This window comes from Singulisphaera chitinilytica, assembly GCF_049331405.1.
Lineage (GTDB): Bacteria > Planctomycetota > Planctomycetia > Isosphaerales > Isosphaeraceae > PoT.
In genome coordinates this window covers 8048713-8065615 of the sequence record NZ_CP186274.1, presented here as the reverse complement: position 1 = coordinate 8065615, position 16903 = coordinate 8048713, and the positions used below count along the sequence as shown (strand labels likewise).

Below are 16903 nucleotides of genomic sequence, written 5' to 3'. Positions count from 1 at the left end.
CGAGGGTTCCTAAGCATGAGGAAGTCCGTTAGAAGTGCGTTTATCGGACTCGCTTTGCTCGGGAGCATGATCGGAGGGTATTGGCTGGGTCGGTTTTCCCAGGGAAGTTGGTACGCCGCCTCGAGGAATTATGGGCAGTGGGAGAAGGAGGTCGCCGCCATGGAGGCCGCCGACCGCAAAAACCCGCCTCCCAAGGGTGGGGCGCTATTCATCGGATCCTCGACGATTCGCCTCTGGAAGACGTTGGCTGCCGACTTCCCGAACCACAAAGCTATCAACCGGGGCTTCGGCGGGACCGAACTCCTGGATTCAACCCATTTCGCCGATCGTCTTATCTTCCCACACCGGCCGAAGCAAATTTTCCTGAGGGCTGGCAGCAACGACATCCACAACGGGCGGTCGCCTCGGGCGGTTGCCCGCGACTTCGCGAACTTCGTTCGGGTCGTCCATCAACGCTTGCCCGAGACGGAGATCCTCTTCATCGCGTTGAGCCCCGCACCGGCCCGTTGGGGAGAAGGGGACAAGAATCGAGAACTGAACCGTCTCGTTCGTCACATGGCCCTCGAGATGCCCCGAGTCGGATTCGTGGATGCTTCGGATATCAGCCTCGACGCGGAGGGGCATGGTCGTCCCGAGCTATTTGTTAAGGACAGGCTTCACTTCTCGGCCGAGGGGTACAAGCTCCTCGCGAATCGTGTTCGTCCCTTCCTCGCGCCCTAGGATTGGCCGATTCGAGGAAGAGTGCTGCGGAGGTGCGATGATCCACATTCGGTAACACCTCATCCTCGAGTTGTCAGGATTGCTGCCACTTCCACCGGCCCTCAACCTTCGGGGTTCATATCGATCTCCCGTAATCCTTTTGGGGGCAGAGCAAACAATGTCGTTGTGGTTTCCTCTTTTTGTGACACTTGCTTCTCGGAACTGGGCGGGTAGACGCACAAAATCCCGCAAGGCTCGTATCGAATAATCGACTCGAGACCGCGGGATTTACTGGCTTTACCGAGCAACACCGATATGGCCGAATCAGTTCTGGGTCGAGTGCGATCGCACCCTGCTTATGGAGCCTCGCACGAAGGCGATGACATTCCAGCCACTAACCATACCCAGGAAGTAGACCCCGATCGCGAATAGTGCGACGGGCGCCGTGAGGCCCCAATTCAGGAACTTGACCGTGATCGTCTGCGTGTTCTGGACCGCGAAAATCCCGATCGAGGCAAGAAATACCAGCAGGATGAAACCGAGTAGAAATCGCAAGGTTGAACTCCCGGGCTTCAGGTCGATGGCGATGGGTTGTCGATTTCAGTCGCAACTGGTGTTCCGCTCAGGTCCTCACGCCCAGAAATATCGATTCCAGTTCGACGAGGGAAATCCAGATCGCGATGTCGTGATACAGGTTTGATGTCAAAAGTCCGTTCGAGGATCGCCCTGGATGAACCCTTCTGACTTGTCGGATTATTAATTTTTAAAAATAAAATGTGAAAAATGTCGCGTTGATCGAGTCACCCGTGAGCCCTGTCTGAGTATGGCGACCGGAGTAAGGGCGACTTAGCGTATCTCGTGGTGACGGACACGATCGGATCGGTCAACTGTACGTTTGGGCGTAAGCGAGCGATGGCTCTCAGGTAACCGAGATTAGAACCTGCATCAGAGTCGAGTGCCCGAATCTCCTGCGAGTTTTCCGGCGCGATCGCTCTGATCCAATCGGCCCAGTACTTCCAACCGTCGGGTAGAGCATCGGCGAGTTCGATATTGACGAGGCCGGTTCGGTTCCAGTGCTGCTTCCACCATTCGGCCGAGTGGAGACAACAGAGGTCTGACGTCCACCATCCTTGGAGGTGCGGCGGGATCTCGCCCTCGAATTCACGCACGAGACCGGCCCCGGCTATGGCCAGGAGGCCACCCGGTTTCAGGTAGCGGGCGACGTAGTTGAGATAAAGATCGTCCGTTCCGTAATAGAAGAACGAGTCGATCGAGACGATCGCGTCGAAGAATTCCGCCGCGAAAGGTAAGGATCTCGCGTCGGCGTGGATGGGGAAGACCCCGTCATCGACTCCCGCATCTCGGATCCTTTGAGGTGGACCCCATTGTCTAGACCAAAAAACGGCGATCCTTCGCTACTGTCCAATCAGGCCGTCGTGGCTCTGTCCGCTCGGTAGACCGTCCCTGGAGTCCGGTACCCCAGGGATTCGTGGAGCCGATCCTCGTTATAGAAGCCGAAGTATCGCCTCAACCCTCGCTGCAGCTCCGGCACCGTCTCGTAGCCTTGGATGTAAATATCTTCGTATTTCACGGTCCTCCAGAGCCGTTCGACGAACACGTTATCCAATGCCCTGCCGCGTCCATCCATGCTCACGGCTATCCCGGCCGCCTCAAGCCTCCCGGTGAACGCCTCGGCCGTGAACTGGACCCCTTGGTCCGTGTTGAACACCTCGGGCTTCCCCGACCTCAAGGCATCTTCCAACATCTCCAGGCAGAAGGAGCCGTCCAGCGTGTTCGACAGCCGCCAGCCGATCACGTACCGGCTGTACCAGTCGATCACCGCCGCCAGGTACATGAACCCTCCACTCATCGGCACATAAGTGATGTCCGTGCTCCACACGTGGTCCGCTCGCCGGGCTTTGACACCTCGCAAGAGATAAGGGTAGATCTTATGGCCTCTCCCGGCCTGACTCAGCCTGGGCTTGGCATAGATCGCTTCCAGGCCCATCTTCCGCATCAGGCGCTGTACTCGCTTCCGATTGACCTCCTCACCTCGTTGTTCCAGCCAGGCGGTCATCTTGCGGCTGCCGTAGAACGGGCATGCCGTATATTGCTCGTCGATCAACCGCATCAGGCGCAGGTCCTCGGGCGACTCACCCGCAGGTCGGTAGTAGAGGCTCGATCGGCTCAGCCCCAGCAACTCGCACTGGCGGCGCACGCTCAACCGGGGATGATCCGGCTCGATCAAGGGCCTTCGGTCCTCAACTGAATGGGGCGACTTTTTTTTTCAGCCACTCGAGTTCCATCTTGAGGCGCCCGATCTGTTCGAAGAGTTCGGCCTGGCGTGCCTCGGCGTCAGCCGAGGCCGCCTTGGCCGGACTCCCGAAGACCTCCTCGGCACTGCTGATGAGCTGCTTCTTCCAGCCATGGATCGATGTGGGATGGACGCCATAGTGGCCGGCCAACTCGTTGATCGTGCGGTCTCCCTTGAGGGCCGCCAGGGCGACTTGAGCCTTGAACGCCGCCGTGTGGACTTGCCGCTTCCTCGCCATCCGTCCTCCTCCTCAGACCCGTCTGAGTAGCTTAACAGATGGTCCAGTTTTCGGGGTCCACCATACTTTGAAGGTTCTACGAGGCGTCGAACCATAGGTCGGTTGCCCAGACCTGGACGCCAAACTCGCGATTCAGGAAGACGGATGACATCGCCCGGCCGCAGCCGAGGTCAAGAACCCGCATGCCAGGTTTCAGGTCGAGTTCCTCGCAAAGCCACTCTGTCAGCCATAACGGATTCGCGGCGCCGCTGACGGCCGAGATGATCCAGTCCGGATGATAGGCCGATGCGCGGGGGAACGTGTCGCGTAGAAACGGATCGCCCTCGATCATGCGGAGCCTTTCCGTTAAGCGATTGGTCGTCAAAGTCATCGCTGCGAAGTGTTGACTCGAAGCCAAGGCGGATACGTTCTGAATGCAGGCTCAAGCTCGATCCATCCGACACGAGACGGGACTAGGATGTTCGGATTTTCAATCCCTTTACGTTAGACATCCGAAGACTTTTGTAACAGACGAGGCGAATCTGAATCGTCGACCTTGATACAGGATCCTTCTTACCACAATGATTCGTGATAAGTCACAAGATCCGCGGTCCTAGATTCGAGCCTTCCCCTGATTCGCGAGGCTTGAAGTCACACAACGTTGAGTCTCAATCGAACTGCTCAGAGTCGTCTTGGAGACTTTCGGGCGATTAGTCACGGGCCTGGTTTTGTGATTGCAGTCATGTGTTGAAATGCCGGAGTGGTACCGCATATGCGTGGATGGTTCCGCCTGACGATGTCGCCGGCACGCGTCGACCCGTATGTCCTCGGTGGGAGAATTCATGACGCCACAGTCTATGTTGCTGTATTCCCGCCTACTTGCAACGTTTCGAAACGGTTGGCGCTTGATACAGACGATCAGGGGAGGACCCCCCATCGATGTCGCCATCCTGTGGGATGGCACGCGCATCTCTCATCCGCCACGTCGACGCGGGCTGGTCGAGATCATCGTCGAACTCTGGCTTGAACAACCTTATACGAAGGATGGATTTTATTGGCCGAAGGATGGCGATGTGATTGTGGATGCGGGAGCGAACGTCGGCGTCTTCTCGATCTGGCTTTCACGACAGTGCTCCAAAGCCCGGATCATCTCGTTGGAACCATTCGCCGAGAATTACGTGTATTTTGAGTCCAACCTCCGAGCTGCCGGGGTCGGGCCCGATCGCGTCATGCCGAGCCAGGTCGCGCTCGGCAAGGACTTCGGGCAGGGACAGATGACTTCGGTCGGCGACCGCTCGCTCGATCATACCCTGAGCTCGGACGGCGTGGATGATCCGGGTGGCCTGTCCGTGCCCATCGTCCCGCTGGCGGGGCTCTTCGATCTGGCGAAGGCGGATCGCATCAACCTTCTCAAGGTGGACATCGAAGGTTCGGAGAAGGATGCGTTCGAGAGCGTCGATCCGGAAACGCTTCGACGATGCGACCGCATTGCCATCGAATATCACGACAACATCCGACCCGGGACACTCGCATTGCTCCACGAGCGACTCCGCGGGACCCATGACTTCGTGACGAAACCATCATCCGTTGAGGGATGCGGCATCCTCCTCGCCAAGCTCAAACAGCCGTAGTCGACCCCCTCAACGCGAAAGGGGACGCCAGCGCGGGCGTCCCCTTGAATCGACACGCATACAAGAGCGAGTCGAGGGTCAGTCGGTGAGCTCGAAGTCGAAGCTCGTCTTTTGCGGGGAGACGGTGGCCGAAAGGTTCGAGGTTTGGGTGCCCGAGTACTTGATGGGGATCAGGCTCTTGCCGCGGGCCTTGGCCACGACCACCTGGTCGGCGCTCCCGCCGCGAGGGGGCGAGGCGGTTTTGGTCTTGTCCATCTCATAAGCGGTCACAGAGACTTTGTAGCTGCCCCCCATGGCCCCGTCGCCGGGATTCTGGGTTGTCAGCGAGTAGTTGCCCTCGTCGTCGAGCGTGCCCGACGCGGGTCGAGCCGTCTGTGGATCATCCGGGATGAAATTGATCGATCCCGTCTTGAGCGGCTGGCCCTTATATTTGACCGTGCCCGAAACGGGAAATCGCTTGCCGATGCCATCATCGGATCCGCAGCCCGTGAGGGCGATCGAGCCGGTCAGGGTGAGGATGGTTGCGATCGCCGTTGTTGAAATACGAACGAACTTCCGCATGGTCGCCGTCATCTCCGTCTGCCTGTGACTCAATAGTTTGGGACCGGCTATTTCGAGGGAAGGCCGGCTGTCGATCCTCTTCAAGGGGCTTTGCATGAGTCGTGGTCCTGTATCCCTTCGATGGCAGGAGACAGCGACCTCACTCGAATGTCGAAAGTTTCGCCGCACGAGGCCGGGCTGGGAGAACGCCCGGCCTCGTGCATCCTGGGACCTTGGTGCAAGAACAATGGATCAATACGCGTCGGAGCTGATGACCTCGCCGCCGTTTCGGCTGCCGAGCCCCGCGTAGATGAACCGGTTGATGCTCGACTTGAGGAAGTGGACCGAGCCGTCGGCGAAGAGGAAAGTGGCTCCGCCGGGGTGGAAACTCTTGAAGCCCTTGGTCGCGTAGCTGAACCGGCAGGGCCAGACGACCGAGCCCCAGTCCTGCGAGTTGCATCCGGGGTACTGGTTCGGGATCCCGTTCGTCGTGAAGTTGATGGGCAGGGTCGTCCCGGCCGTACCACCGTTGAGGCAATAGAGGTTGCTGTCGGCCGCCTGCTGCGGGATCATCTCGCCCACGAGGATGGAGTTGCTCGTGCCATCCGTGACGCCGGCCATGTTGACTACCTGACCCGTCCGATAGTCGAAGAAGCCGCGGAGCGAGCCGCCGGTGTCCGCGCTGAGGTCGCAGTTGTACGTGGTTCCCCAGAAGCCGGACCAGCCGATTCGCGGCTGTCCCGCGGCGGGGGAACCGCAGGCCTGGGTTTCCCAGGGGTTGGTGCCGCCGCTGGAGAGTCCGCCGATGGCCTGGTTGTCGCCGAAGCTCCCCGCGTAGTTCGAGACGGGGCAGGTGGTGGCAGGCTGGCCGGTGACCGGGTTAGTTGGCGGGCTGTTGATCGGGCCATTGCCGTTGTTGGGGTCGCTACTGAGGCTGGGACGCTGGCCGTTGTCGTTCGTTCCGTCCGACGGGCAGAGCCAGACGTTCGAGACCGTCATCCAGACGGTGTATCCCGCCGAGCTGTTCACCGCGTTCGAGCTCAGGGTGACGCTCAGGTTGAGGGCGTTGTAGATGTTGTTCTGCTCGAGCTGGGGCAGGATCAAGGCTCGCCAGGAGAGCGAGTTCGAAGTGCCGTTCCAGCCGGCGGACGACTTGCCGAGATTCACGCCGCCGAGCGGGAAAGAGCCGTTCTGGTCATGGTAATTGTGCAGGGCGATGCCGATCTGCTTCAGGTTGTTGGTGCACTGGGCACGCCTCGCCGCCTCGCGAGCCGCTTGCACGGCGGGAAGTAAGAGGGCGATCAGCACGGCGATGATCGCGATGACGACGAGAAGCTCAATCAGCGTGAAACCCCGCGACGAACGATTTCGCATCGACTGCTCCATGTTGACGGACGGATCGAAAAATGAGGATGCCAATGCACGAAACGCTACACGACATGATGCCGTGAGCCGGCTGCACGATGACGTACCGGGAGAATGAAAATGTAGGTGCATAGAACGACCTTGCCGCATCGGTCGGCCTCGTGGCCCGATCGGGCCGGATGGAGGATGACGACCTTCCGATACGGAGGACCTGCGGTCAGGGGTGATGTCGCGCCAGCCTTACGTGGCGCAGCATCACCCGAACTCGAGACGGTCCTCGATGGAATGAGACCGCTCGGGGGGGGAACAGCGTGATTCAATCGAGATCAGGGCACTTGCCGCGTACCCGCAGGGCACGCGTGACGAAAAGGCCCCGGCTTCCCGACCGTCCCGTACGCTCCTTGTTCACAAAGACGATGACAATCTCTGTTGTGATAGAAAAATCATGTCTGGTGAGACGATCGCCTGGATTTGGGAGAGGTGGCATCCATGACGAGGCGACTCAGTTGCGCGAGAATGCGTTTCATTTGGCGAGTCCGATTCTATACAGACTTTCGCCCGGAATTCCAAGATATTCTGCGAAAGAATATCAAATCTCTCTCGAGCAAACGTCGCAGGGGGAGAAGTGGAGGAATCTACTCGCCGCGATCAATTCGTGACGAAATTCGACACGACAGCATTCTACAATTGGATTCCGTGACAGGCTTGGATGGAGACGAGGTGCAGTTTATTAGATTCTTGTGGACAATTTATGTTAAAAAAAGACAATTATTGAAAATGTACGGGCGTTCGCCATGGTGTGTTTGATTCGGGAATTTTCAATGGGCTTGTAAGGGTGAGGCTCAAGCGTGATGTAAGGGAAGCGCAGGGCAGCATTGAGACTGCAAACCAAGAACATCTAAGAATTTGGGACACTCTCAGAGTATGGAATGAGGCTTCCAATTCCAGTGTCGCTACAGTTTCTCGATTTTAACGCGATCTGATTATTCGCTTCAGGACGCGCAGCCTCATCGGGAACGCCGGTTCGGCGGCGCCTTTTCAGAGTCGTTGTTCAAATAAGGCTACCGCTCGAGGGAGACGATCTGGCTTAATAAGGATCACAAGCTTGCACACAGGTCACGGCGAATTCGGAGACGCTGCGGCAGAGAACCTGGTGGCGAGAGGGACTGAGCAACGTGGGTATGAGCGCTACTTTGAATGGAGATGTCCCGTGTACTTGGACTGCAATTCCAAGAAAATGTTGAGATGGTCGTGATCGATCCCCCCTCATAGGTAACGAACGGGACGAAAGTCGTCCGGGGGAGGGCACTGGGATGGCGAGCGTGGTGATGGGGACGACACTCCGGCAACTCCGATACATCCTCGGGGCAGGGTCGGTCGCTGGGATGGAGGACGAGGCACTCCTGGCTCGCTTCTCCGCGACGAAGGATGAAATCGCCTTCGAGGCCCTCATGGGACGGCACGGTCCGATGGTCCTGGCCACGTGCCGGGCGATGCTCAGGAACGAGCACGACGCCGAGGACGCCTTCCAGGCCACCTTCCTCGTGCTTGCCAGGAAGGCGAGTTCGATCCGGGCCGGTTCGAGCCTCGCCGGCTGGTTGCATCGCGTCGCACATCGGACCTGCGTCGAGTCCAGCATCCGCGCGGCGAGAAGGCGTAGGAAAGAGTCCGAGGCCAAGGCCCAGGATTCCCCCGGCGCGTCTCGGCCCGTTCTCGAGGCCGACCACGACTGGCAACCGATCCTGCACGAGGAGATCGGCCGTCTGCCCGAAAGTCATCGGCTCCCGGTCGTGCTCTGCGGCCTCGAAGGGCTGACCTACGAGCAGGCGGCGGAGCAACTGGGTTGGACAGTGCCGAAGCTCCGCACTCGTCTCTCCCGGGCCAGGGAGCAGTTGAAGGGTCGACTCACGCGCCGGGGCGTCACGGCCTTGGGCGTGGCTGCGATCACGATGCCTCTCGATGCCTCGGCGGCGATGGCCCGAGACGTCGTCTCCGCGGCCCTGATGCGGGCGACGATCTCGGCGGTGCAGGGCGGAGCGGCCTCGAGCGGTGCCACGATCCTGGCTCACACCATTTTGAGGGGGATGATCATGAGCAAGGTCCAATGGGGTGCGACGGCAACGCTCGTCCTCCTCGCCTGTGCGGCGGTCGGTGCGATCGCCACGGCTGGCGGGCGTCAGGGCGATGAAATCGCCGCGGCGGAAGTCGAACCGAAGCAGGTTCAGGTCAAGGAAGCGACGGAGCCCGAGAAGCCTGCGGAGACCATCGAGGTCCGCGGCATCGTCGTTTCGCCGGAGGGTCAACCGGTGGCGGGGGCCTCATTGCGAGGAGCCTACCTGCTGGGCGAAGGCGCCTCGTCAGAGTCGACGAGCGGGGCCGATGGCCGATTCATCATTCGCATGCCCAGGCCACAATTGAGGGTCGAGGGTTACGGGGCGAAGTATCCCTGGCTCATCGGGTACAAGACGGGATTCGGCATCGGCTGGGCCGAGGGAGTTCTCCGCGATACTCCGCCGGCTGAGGTTACGCTGAAGCTTGTTCCGGAAGGGCCGTCGATCGAGGGGAGGATCGTCGACCTCGAGGGGCGTCCCGTGGAGGGGGCCGAGGTGAAGCTCTCGGCCCTGGGTTTCGCCGAGACGGGGCGTCTGGCCGAATGGATCGCCCGGGCTCGGAATGGGGCTGAAGGGAATCTCTGGCAGGCCTTGAACCATCTCGATCTTTCAAAACTTTACGACATCAAGGCGGTCACCAGGCAGGATGGTCGCTTTCGCCTGGGAGGCGTCGGGAGCGAGCGGATCGCCAACCTCATGGTCGTAGGTCCGAATGTCACGACGACTCTGGTCCATGCCATGAGCCGGGAGGAACCGGAGATCCGCCTAGTCGATCGCGCCATGATCAAGCCAACTCCCGATATTGTGCATTCGCCGAAGTTCCAGCTCGCTCTCCAGGCGAGCCGACGCGTCGAGGGAACGATCCGAGATCAGGATTCGGGCGAGCCGATCGAGGGGATCGAGGTCAAGGCGGCCGTCTTCGATAGTTCCAGCTTGATCCCCGCACGAGGGGTCGAGTCGACGACCGATGCGAACGGCCACTACAGACTCGACGGCTTACCAAGGGCCGAGGCGTATCGGATCTTCCTCCACCCCAAGAAGGGGAGGCCGTACACCAGGTCGACGCTCCGGGTCGGGGCCAACTCGAAGATCTTCGAACCCGTCGTCTTCGATCCGAAGCTGAAGAAGGGCATCGTCGTGCGGGGCAAGGTCACGAATAAGGTGACGGGCGGGCCGGCGGTGGGGATGGTGAGTTACTTCGCCTTCTCGGACAATCCGCACCTCTCTGCATATCCAGGATTTGCGCTGGGCTACGAGCAGTCCGCTAGCTTCGATCCTCACGGCCGATATGAGCTGATCGCCTTGCCTGGGCGTGGACTCATCGCCGTCCGGGACGAGAACAACGCGTTTCTGCCGGCCGTGGGCTACGAGGGTATCAAGGGTTATGACCCGAAGTATGAGATGTTCAAGACGGTTCCCCACACGACCTCGGCTCGCGGACACGCGGTGATCGCCGAGATTGACCTCGCTCCTGGGGTTAAAGAGATCACTCGCGACTTCCAGCCGGATCCGGGACTGGCCCTCGAAATCGAGGTCTTCGGGCCTGATGGTGAACCCGTCGGTGAGACGAGAGTCAAGGGGATGAGCGAAGGGTTCGGAACCGCTCCCATCCCGCAGGCGTCAGCTCATTTTGAGATCCGCGCCCTCGATCCTACGAAACGGAGACGCGTGGGGTTGAGGTGGACCCCATTGTCTAGACCAAAAAACGGCGATCCTTCGCTACTGTCCAATCAGGCCGTCGTGGCTCTGTCCGCTCGGTAGACCGTCCCTGGAGTCCGGTACCCCAGGGATTCGTGGAGCCGATCCTCGTTATAGAAGCCGAAGTATCGCCTCAACCCTCGCTGCAGCTCCGGCACCGTCTCGTAGCCTTGGATGTAAATATCTTCGTATTTCACGGTCCTCCAGAGCCGTTCGACGAACACGTTATCCAATGCCCTGCCGCGTCCATCCATGCTCACGGCTATCCCGGCCGCCTCAAGCCTCCCGGTGAACGCCTCGGCCGTGAACTGGACCCCTTGGTCCGTGTTGAACACCTCGGGCTTCCCCGACCTCAAGGCATCTTCCAACATCTCCAGGCAGAAGGAGCCGTCCAGCGTGTTCGACAGCCGCCAGCCGATCACGTACCGGCTGTACCAGTCGATCACCGCCGCCAGGTACATGAACCCTCCACTCATCGGCACATAAGTGATGTCCGTGCTCCACACGTGGTCCGCTCGCCGGGCTTTGACACCTCGCAAGAGATAAGGGTAGATCTTATGGCCTCTCCCGGCCTGACTCAGCCTGGGCTTGGCATAGATCGCTTCCAGGCCCATCTTCCGCATCAGGCGCTGTACTCGCTTCCGATTGACCTCCTCACCTCGTTGTTCCAGCCAGGCGGTCATCTTGCGGCTGCCGTAGAACGGGCATGCCGTATATTGCTCGTCGATCAACCGCATCAGGCGCAGGTCCTCGGGCGACTCACCCGCAGGTCGGTAGTAGAGGCTCGATCGGCTCAGCCCCAGCAACTCGCACTGGCGGCGCACGCTCAACCGGGGATGATCCGGCTCGATCAAGGGCCTTCGGTCCTCAACTGAATGGGGCGACTTTTTTTTTCAGCCACTCGAGTTCCATCTTGAGGCGCCCGATCTGTTCGAAGAGTTCGGCCTGGCGTGCCTCGGCGTCAGCCGAGGCCGCCTTGGCCGGACTCCCGAAGACCTCCTCGGCACTGCTGATGAGCTGCTTCTTCCAGCCATGGATCGATGTGGGATGGACGCCATAGTGGCCGGCCAACTCGTTGATCGTGCGGTCTCCCTTGAGGGCCGCCAGGGCGACTTGAGCCTTGAACGCCGCCGTGTGGACTTGCCGCTTCCTCGCCATCCGTCCTCCTCCTCAGACCCGTCTGAGTAGCTTAACAGATGGTCCAGTTTTCGGGGTCCACCATAGGTCATGCATGAAGGGCGAAAGCTCATCGGTTCGGTCGTGCTCGGTGGGAAGGAGAAGAGCCCGGTCCGGATCAAGCTTGAGCCCTGGGGGAGCGTGGCCGGTCGGATCGTGGATGACGAAGGGAACCCGCGCAAGGGGATGTTCATAGGGAGCCCCGGCGGGTCGATCAACAAGCATGTCGAAACCGACGACATCCTGCCCTGGAGCGACTGGAACTCGGGCATCCGGGCCGGTGACGACGGCCGTTTCAAGGTAGAAGGCCTCGTGCCCGGACTTCGCTACAGTGCCAATAGCCGTTCCGGGTTCGAGGCGTTTGGCGAGTTGTTCAAGGATCTGATCGTCGTCGCCGGGGAGGCAAAAGACCTTGGCGACCTCAAGATTCAGCCGCCAAAGAAGCCTTGAGGACAAGACGAGCCATGAGTGATGGGCAAAGGGCCCGGGTGAATACCCGGGCCCTTTGCATTTCGCGGATCAAAGCGGTTCGCCCGAGAGCAGGTCGATGGTCCCTTCGATCGTCGAGGGGGCATGGCCTTCCAGGCGGTTGTTGATGAAAAGGAAAGCCGGTTTCTTGCGCTGGCGTGCCAGGTTGGCGATGGAGCAGAGGGCGTCGCGGGCCGGCCGGTTCGGTTCCTTGAGCGCCTGATACGGCTCGAATCGCTTGACCGCATCTTCATACAATCGCCCCTTGCTCAAGAGGGCTCGTGCGATGAGGTGGTCGGCCGTGACGACGCCGGTCATCCCGACCTGCTTCTCAAGCTCCGGCATCCTCGTCCAGGCGTTGAAAACATGCGCCACATTGTGACTTGATAGCAACGTGAAGTAATTGGCCCCGAGGTATTCGGGGTTCCTGATCTCGATGCTGAAACGGAAGCCGCCGGGGAGGTCGGCCAGGAAATCGTCGAGCCGGTCGAGGAAGTGATCGGGGGTCGGGAAGGTCGACTTGGCGAACGTGCCGAACTCGAGGATCAGCGAGGCGATCCTCTTGGTATAGGGCTTGAGCGGCTGGAGGAAGAGCTTCTTGAGGATCGCCGCGTTGAGGAAGTGAGGGTTCTCGGTGCCGGCCTTCGTGCCGTAGCGGGCGTGGCCGGGCCATCTGGCGACGGTGATGTCTTCCGGCACCTTGAAGGCGAAGAGGAAGGAATCGGGAGTGTCCGAGAACAGCTGCTTCCAGAGCTCTGCGCTGGGGAACTGGTAGAAGGCGAAGTCACCGCAGACGGCCGGGAAGACCTGGGCATATTCTTCCAGGCATTCGGTGTCGAACTTCTTCTTCGAGAACTTCCCGCGTGTCTCGTAACGGTTCGGCGAGTAGACGCTGCCCAGCCAGCCTTCGTACTTCCAGGAGGAGGTGCCGAAGTAGATTCCCTCATCACTGAGGGCCCGAAGCCTGGGTGCCAGCCTCGCCGCCTGAGCCGGCAGATCATCGACCTCGTCATCCCCAAGGTTGGAGAAAAGCGGCAAGTCTCGCATCGGATGGGTGCTCGCAGGATCAGATCATTTTACTTTGACTTAAGGTAACTGAGGATGTGCCGATCATTCGGTCGGCCCGAAGATCGCCTTGAGTTCCTGGCCGAGCCGATAACCGGCGAGCGCCACGCGCTTCCGGGCTAGCCGGGTGGCGTCCGCGTCATAACCGACGGGGAGGTCGGCGAAGCTCTTGAGGGCAGGATCCAAGTTGCGATAGACGGTCGACAGGGAGAGCGAAACGCTCTCTTCGGCCCAGTTCTTGATATTCTTCTGGGATAATTCCTTGGCGAAACCCGCGGTCGGATACTCGGCGATGATCCCGTCCGTGAGCTCTTCGACGGCCACGGGATCGTCGACGCGGCCCAGTAGGTCATCCCAGTAGGCGTGGAGGTTCGTGCGCATACCACGAGGATTGGGGAACGTCACGTCATTGCCGCCGCGGTCGCCGTTGGGCAGAGGCTTCGAGAATCGGGCGACGGCATGGAGCGGCTGGTGGATGTCGCCCGCCTGGTGGATGATCCAGGAGACGTGGAGGGCTTTATCCTCATCGGGAGTCATCAGCTTCGAGGCCAGCCGGACGTGGGCAACGTACGAGTTGAGGATGTTCTCGCCTTGCAAGGGGGGCTCGACCGCGTTCGCCTTGTCGGCCAGGATCCGGTAGTTGACGTAGTGAGCCCGAGGCCTGCCGAACTGCTCGAAGGGGCCACGGTTGGCGTCGTCCGGAAACACCGAGGCGTCCCAGAACAGGTTCAGGTTGGCGTCGGCCCCATCCCCTTGATGTGCCGCCCAGAGCTCGGCATAGGCCGGGTGCTTCTTGAGGAGGTCGGCGATCTTCTGCCTTGTCTGCGCGTCGAGCTGCCGATATGCAATCGAGGCGATCACCTTGTGGCCCGTGTAGTTCCAGCCGAAGCAGGGCGTGGCGAAGATGAGGCTGAGCGCGAGGGCGAGTCGCATGGACCTGGTCTCCATATTGGGCGACACATGAAGGCTCAAGTCTAACGAATGGATGTGGGCTCGCCTACTACGCCTCAACTGACAGGGCTGGGCTCTAGCCGCTCAGCCCGTCACGCCAGCGGCCTCGGTTGTTAGTGGCAGGTCGATCGTCACCTTGAGCCCGGGATCGGCGTTCTGGGCCCAGAGATGACCCGAGTGGAGTTCGACTGCTCGCTGGGCGATCGAGAGGCCCAGGCCCGCGCCTCCACTGGCACGATCGCGGTGGCTGTCGACGCGGAAAAACGGATAGAAGATCGCCTCGAGAGCCTCGGAGGGGACCCCGGGACCGTAGTCGCGGACGGTGATCCAGGCCGAGGCGTCGTCGGCTTCCAGATCGACCTCGATCTTCGTTCCTTCGGGGGCGTGTCGTATGGCATTTCGCACCACGTTCTCGACGGCGCGGTGGAGCAGCTCTTCGTCTGCGATGAGAGAAGTCGGACGCTTGGCGCGGAAGATGATATGGCAGTCTCGAGGCTCCGCCTCGAGCGAGCAGTCTTCGACGATCGCGGCGACGATCGCGCGTACGTCGATCATCTCTCGCTTGCATGAGGAGGGATCCCCCTCTGCTCGGGTGAGGTAGAGCAACTCGTCCACAAGCACGGCAAGGCGCTGAATGTCCTTCTCGATGCGGGCGAGCGAGGCCTCGCGGTCCTGGCTGGTTCTTGCCAACTCTACCGCGAATCCGAGGCGGGCCAGCGGCGAACGCAACTCGTGCGAGACGTCCTGGAGTAGTCTCCGCTCCGCGTTCAGGAGGGTCTCGATCCGCTCGGCCATGTGATCGAAGTCGCGAGCCAGGGCACCAATTTCGTCCTGCCGCTTCGAGTTCGATCGGGCCGAGAGGTCTCCTTTACCGAAGCGCTCGACCGTCTCGCGCAAGCTGCGAAGGGGCGAGGCCAGGTGGACGGCCAGGGTGTAGCTCAGGAGCGCCATGAGGACCAAAATCCACAGGTAATAGGGGAGAAATCCCCAGGGATCCGGCCTGGGCTTCACGACCGCGATGAGTCGATAACGCCCGTCGGCCGACTCGCCGTAGAGAGTCGGCGGCGCTCGGCGGGGCATGAGCCCGAGTGTCCTGAAGATCGGGCTGCCCGTGAACGTCGGCTTATGCGGCGGCCATCGACGTCTCGAGCCGGGAGAGTGGACCATCGCGGCGCTCGCCATGAGCGCCGAGCGGTCGGTCCCATCGGAGAGGTCACGCCCCTTCTGATCGACGAGGTAATGATTGGCGGGGAAGTGGCGTCCGAGTCGTTTCAGGTAGTACGCGAGCCGCTCGCGCCCCCCCGTCTCATAGGCCTCACGAGCCTGGTCGACCTGCATCGTGATCGTGTGGGCGATCAGGTCGGGCGGGCCTGGCGAGTTGACCGAGAGGGATAGCGACGTCGCCACGAAAGCGACGAGGCAGACCACGAGCGTCCCCAGGAACCAGAGAAGGATCTTGGCGAAGAGCGATTTCATGACGGCGAACCGTCGGCGGACTCGGCGCAGAAGAGATAGCCGATACCCCGAACGGTGCGGATCAGGCTTCCCTGTTCCCCGAGCTTCTTGCGCAGGTGGCTGATATGCACGTCGAGCGAACGGTCGAAGGGGGTCGCGGCCCGCTGATAGAGGACGGCCGTCAGTTCGTTCCGGCTGACGATGCGACCGGCCGATCGGACGAGCAACTCGAGGATCTCGAACTCGGTCGAGGTGACGGCCACCTGCGTCCCGTCGCTCCAGACCTCGCGCGTGCCCGGGACGAGCTTGACGAGGTTGACCTCGAGGGCCTCGGCAGGAGTCGCTTTGGACGTCGCCACGCGCCTCAGCACGGCGCGAATGCGGGCGAGGAGTTCCTCGGGGGCGAACGGCTTGGGTAGGTAGTCGTCGGCGCCTGCGTCGAGGCCGAGGACGCGGTCGACCTGCGAATTCCTCGCGGTGAGCATGATGACGGGTATCGCGCTCCGGCGACGGATTTGCCGAAGGACCTCGAAACCGTCGAGGCCGGGCAACATCACGTCGACGAGCAGCAGGTCATGATCGCCATTGAGTGCCCTGGCCAGCCCTCGGCGCGAGTCGCGGACGCACTCGAGCTGGAGCCCTCGTTGCTCGAAGAACTCCTGCATCAGATCACCGAGTTCCAGGTCGTCATCAATGAGGAGGATCGAGGCGCTCATGCTGGCGAGTTGACCCGGCGATGCTTGTTCGTTCGTCTTGGGCTCGAATTGTCGGGCCTTGTTCCACGTTGAAGTTGCCAATTCCGAGACCCCTTCCAGGTGATCGACTGCCCCAGGAGCGTGAGGGTTTCCGCGTCGAGCGACCTTGGCAACTCCCGGTTGTTGTGCGAAGCAAGCGGGAGTCCGCTCATGACGTCGAGGTCGATGGTTGGTCCAACTCGGCTCGAAGGATCATGGGCCAAATCCGAACCGAGGCATCCAGCAAGCAGGCAAGCCTTCGAAGTTGGCCATCAATCGTTGCTTACGCCAACCAACGCCGGAACGCGCCTGGGTGAAACCGTGTGGATTAAACTGAATATGTCTTATTGGGAACGGGTCATTTCGAGCGAAACACAGTTGCGTGACGATCTTCGCAAGAAAACGAGAGGATCGAATTCTCAGGGTGATCCCGCCGGTCCCGGCAGAATTCATACCTCATCAACAGCTCGGACATCCAT

General features: G+C 60.7%; 15 protein-coding genes. 4 read left to right on the top strand and 11 right to left on the bottom strand.

Going from position 1 to position 16903, the window contains the following annotated elements:
- Positions 1–66 precede the first annotated feature (66 nt).
- Positions 67–720 carry a GDSL-type esterase/lipase family protein gene (locus ACOYYX_RS31480; protein WP_422926630.1) on the top strand — a complete coding sequence of 218 codons (654 nt, stop codon included), beginning with the start codon at positions 67–69 and terminating at the stop codon, positions 718–720.
- A 303-nt stretch (positions 721–1023) separates the two neighbouring features.
- Here ACOYYX_RS31480 and ACOYYX_RS31475 read toward each other — a convergent pair whose 3' ends face one another.
- From ACOYYX_RS31475 to ACOYYX_RS31460, 4 genes are all read right to left on the bottom strand, one after another.
- Positions 1024–1254 carry a LapA family protein gene (locus tag ACOYYX_RS31475; RefSeq protein ID WP_422926629.1) on the bottom strand — a complete coding sequence of 77 codons (231 nt, stop codon included), beginning with the start codon at positions 1252–1254 and terminating at the stop codon, positions 1024–1026.
- A 245-nt stretch (positions 1255–1499) separates the two neighbouring features.
- Positions 1500–2030 carry a class I SAM-dependent methyltransferase gene (locus tag ACOYYX_RS31470; protein WP_422931688.1) on the bottom strand — a complete coding sequence of 177 codons (531 nt, stop codon included), beginning with the start codon at positions 2028–2030 and terminating at the stop codon, positions 1500–1502.
- A 95-nt stretch (positions 2031–2125) separates the two neighbouring features.
- Positions 2126–3251 (bottom strand): IS3 family transposase gene (locus ACOYYX_RS31465; RefSeq protein ID WP_422923185.1). Its coding sequence is split into 2 segments (ribosomal slippage): positions 2126–2969 and positions 2968–3251, totalling 1128 coding nucleotides; the frame shifts between segments, so codons are not numbered across the junction.
- A 76-nt stretch (positions 3252–3327) separates the two neighbouring features.
- The gene (locus ACOYYX_RS31460; RefSeq protein ID WP_422926628.1) at positions 3328–3582 is read right to left on the bottom strand and encodes an SAM-dependent methyltransferase; all 255 of its coding nucleotides are present in this window, start codon (positions 3580–3582) and stop codon (positions 3328–3330) included.
- Positions 3583–4060: 478 nt separating this feature from the next.
- Here ACOYYX_RS31460 and ACOYYX_RS31455 point away from each other — a divergent pair, with 478 nt between their 5' ends.
- A complete protein-coding gene (locus ACOYYX_RS31455; protein WP_422926627.1) occupies positions 4061–4861 on the top strand; it encodes an FkbM family methyltransferase in 801 nt (266 codons plus the stop codon).
- Positions 4862–4939: 78 nt separating this feature from the next.
- On the opposite strand, the gene ACOYYX_RS31450 is transcribed toward ACOYYX_RS31455, so the two are convergent.
- Both ACOYYX_RS31450 and ACOYYX_RS31445 read right to left on the bottom strand, forming a co-directional pair.
- Complete coding sequence (locus ACOYYX_RS31450) at positions 4940–5422, bottom strand: hypothetical protein (protein WP_422926626.1); 483 nt, start codon at positions 5420–5422, stop codon at positions 4940–4942.
- A gap of 231 nt (positions 5423–5653) precedes the next feature.
- Positions 5654–6775 (bottom strand): DUF1559 domain-containing protein, encoded by a 1122-nt coding sequence (locus tag ACOYYX_RS31445; RefSeq protein WP_422926625.1) that lies wholly within the window; start codon positions 6773–6775, stop codon positions 5654–5656.
- Positions 6776–8079: 1304 nt separating this feature from the next.
- Between ACOYYX_RS31445 and ACOYYX_RS31440 the strand changes: the two genes are divergently transcribed.
- Positions 8080–10638, top strand: a complete 2559-nt coding sequence (locus tag ACOYYX_RS31440; protein WP_422926624.1) for a sigma-70 family RNA polymerase sigma factor — start codon at positions 8080–8082, stop codon at positions 10636–10638.
- Here the strand turns inward: ACOYYX_RS31440 and ACOYYX_RS31435 are convergent.
- Positions 10608–11733 (bottom strand): IS3 family transposase gene (locus ACOYYX_RS31435; protein ID WP_422923185.1). Its coding sequence is split into 2 segments (ribosomal slippage): positions 10608–11451 and positions 11450–11733, totalling 1128 coding nucleotides; the frame shifts between segments, so codons are not numbered across the junction. The two genes, ACOYYX_RS31440 and ACOYYX_RS31435, sit on opposite strands and share 31 nt — an antisense overlap.
- 69 nt (positions 11734–11802) lie before the next feature.
- Here ACOYYX_RS31435 and ACOYYX_RS31430 point away from each other — a divergent pair.
- On the top strand, positions 11803–12201 hold the full coding sequence (locus ACOYYX_RS31430) for a hypothetical protein (RefSeq protein ID WP_422926623.1): 399 nt from the start codon (positions 11803–11805) through the stop codon (positions 12199–12201).
- Between the two features lie 69 nt (positions 12202–12270).
- Here the strand turns inward: ACOYYX_RS31430 and ACOYYX_RS31425 are convergent, their stop codons facing one another.
- From ACOYYX_RS31425 to ACOYYX_RS31410, 4 genes are all read right to left on the bottom strand, one after another.
- Positions 12271–13266 (bottom strand): DUF72 domain-containing protein, encoded by a 996-nt coding sequence (locus ACOYYX_RS31425; protein ID WP_422926622.1) that lies wholly within the window; start codon positions 13264–13266, stop codon positions 12271–12273.
- A 63-nt stretch (positions 13267–13329) separates the two neighbouring features.
- Positions 13330–14217 carry a S1/P1 nuclease gene (locus ACOYYX_RS31420; protein WP_422926621.1) on the bottom strand — a complete coding sequence of 296 codons (888 nt, stop codon included), beginning with the start codon at positions 14215–14217 and terminating at the stop codon, positions 13330–13332.
- 102 nt (positions 14218–14319) lie between these two features.
- Complete coding sequence (locus tag ACOYYX_RS31415; RefSeq protein WP_422926620.1) at positions 14320–15711, bottom strand: sensor histidine kinase; 1392 nt, start codon at positions 15709–15711, stop codon at positions 14320–14322.
- Complete coding sequence (locus tag ACOYYX_RS31410) at positions 15708–16487, bottom strand: response regulator transcription factor (protein WP_422926619.1); 780 nt, start codon at positions 16485–16487, stop codon at positions 15708–15710. Before ACOYYX_RS31410 ends, ACOYYX_RS31415 begins: the two co-directional genes overlap by 4 nt.
- Positions 16488–16903: the final 416 nt, after the last annotated feature.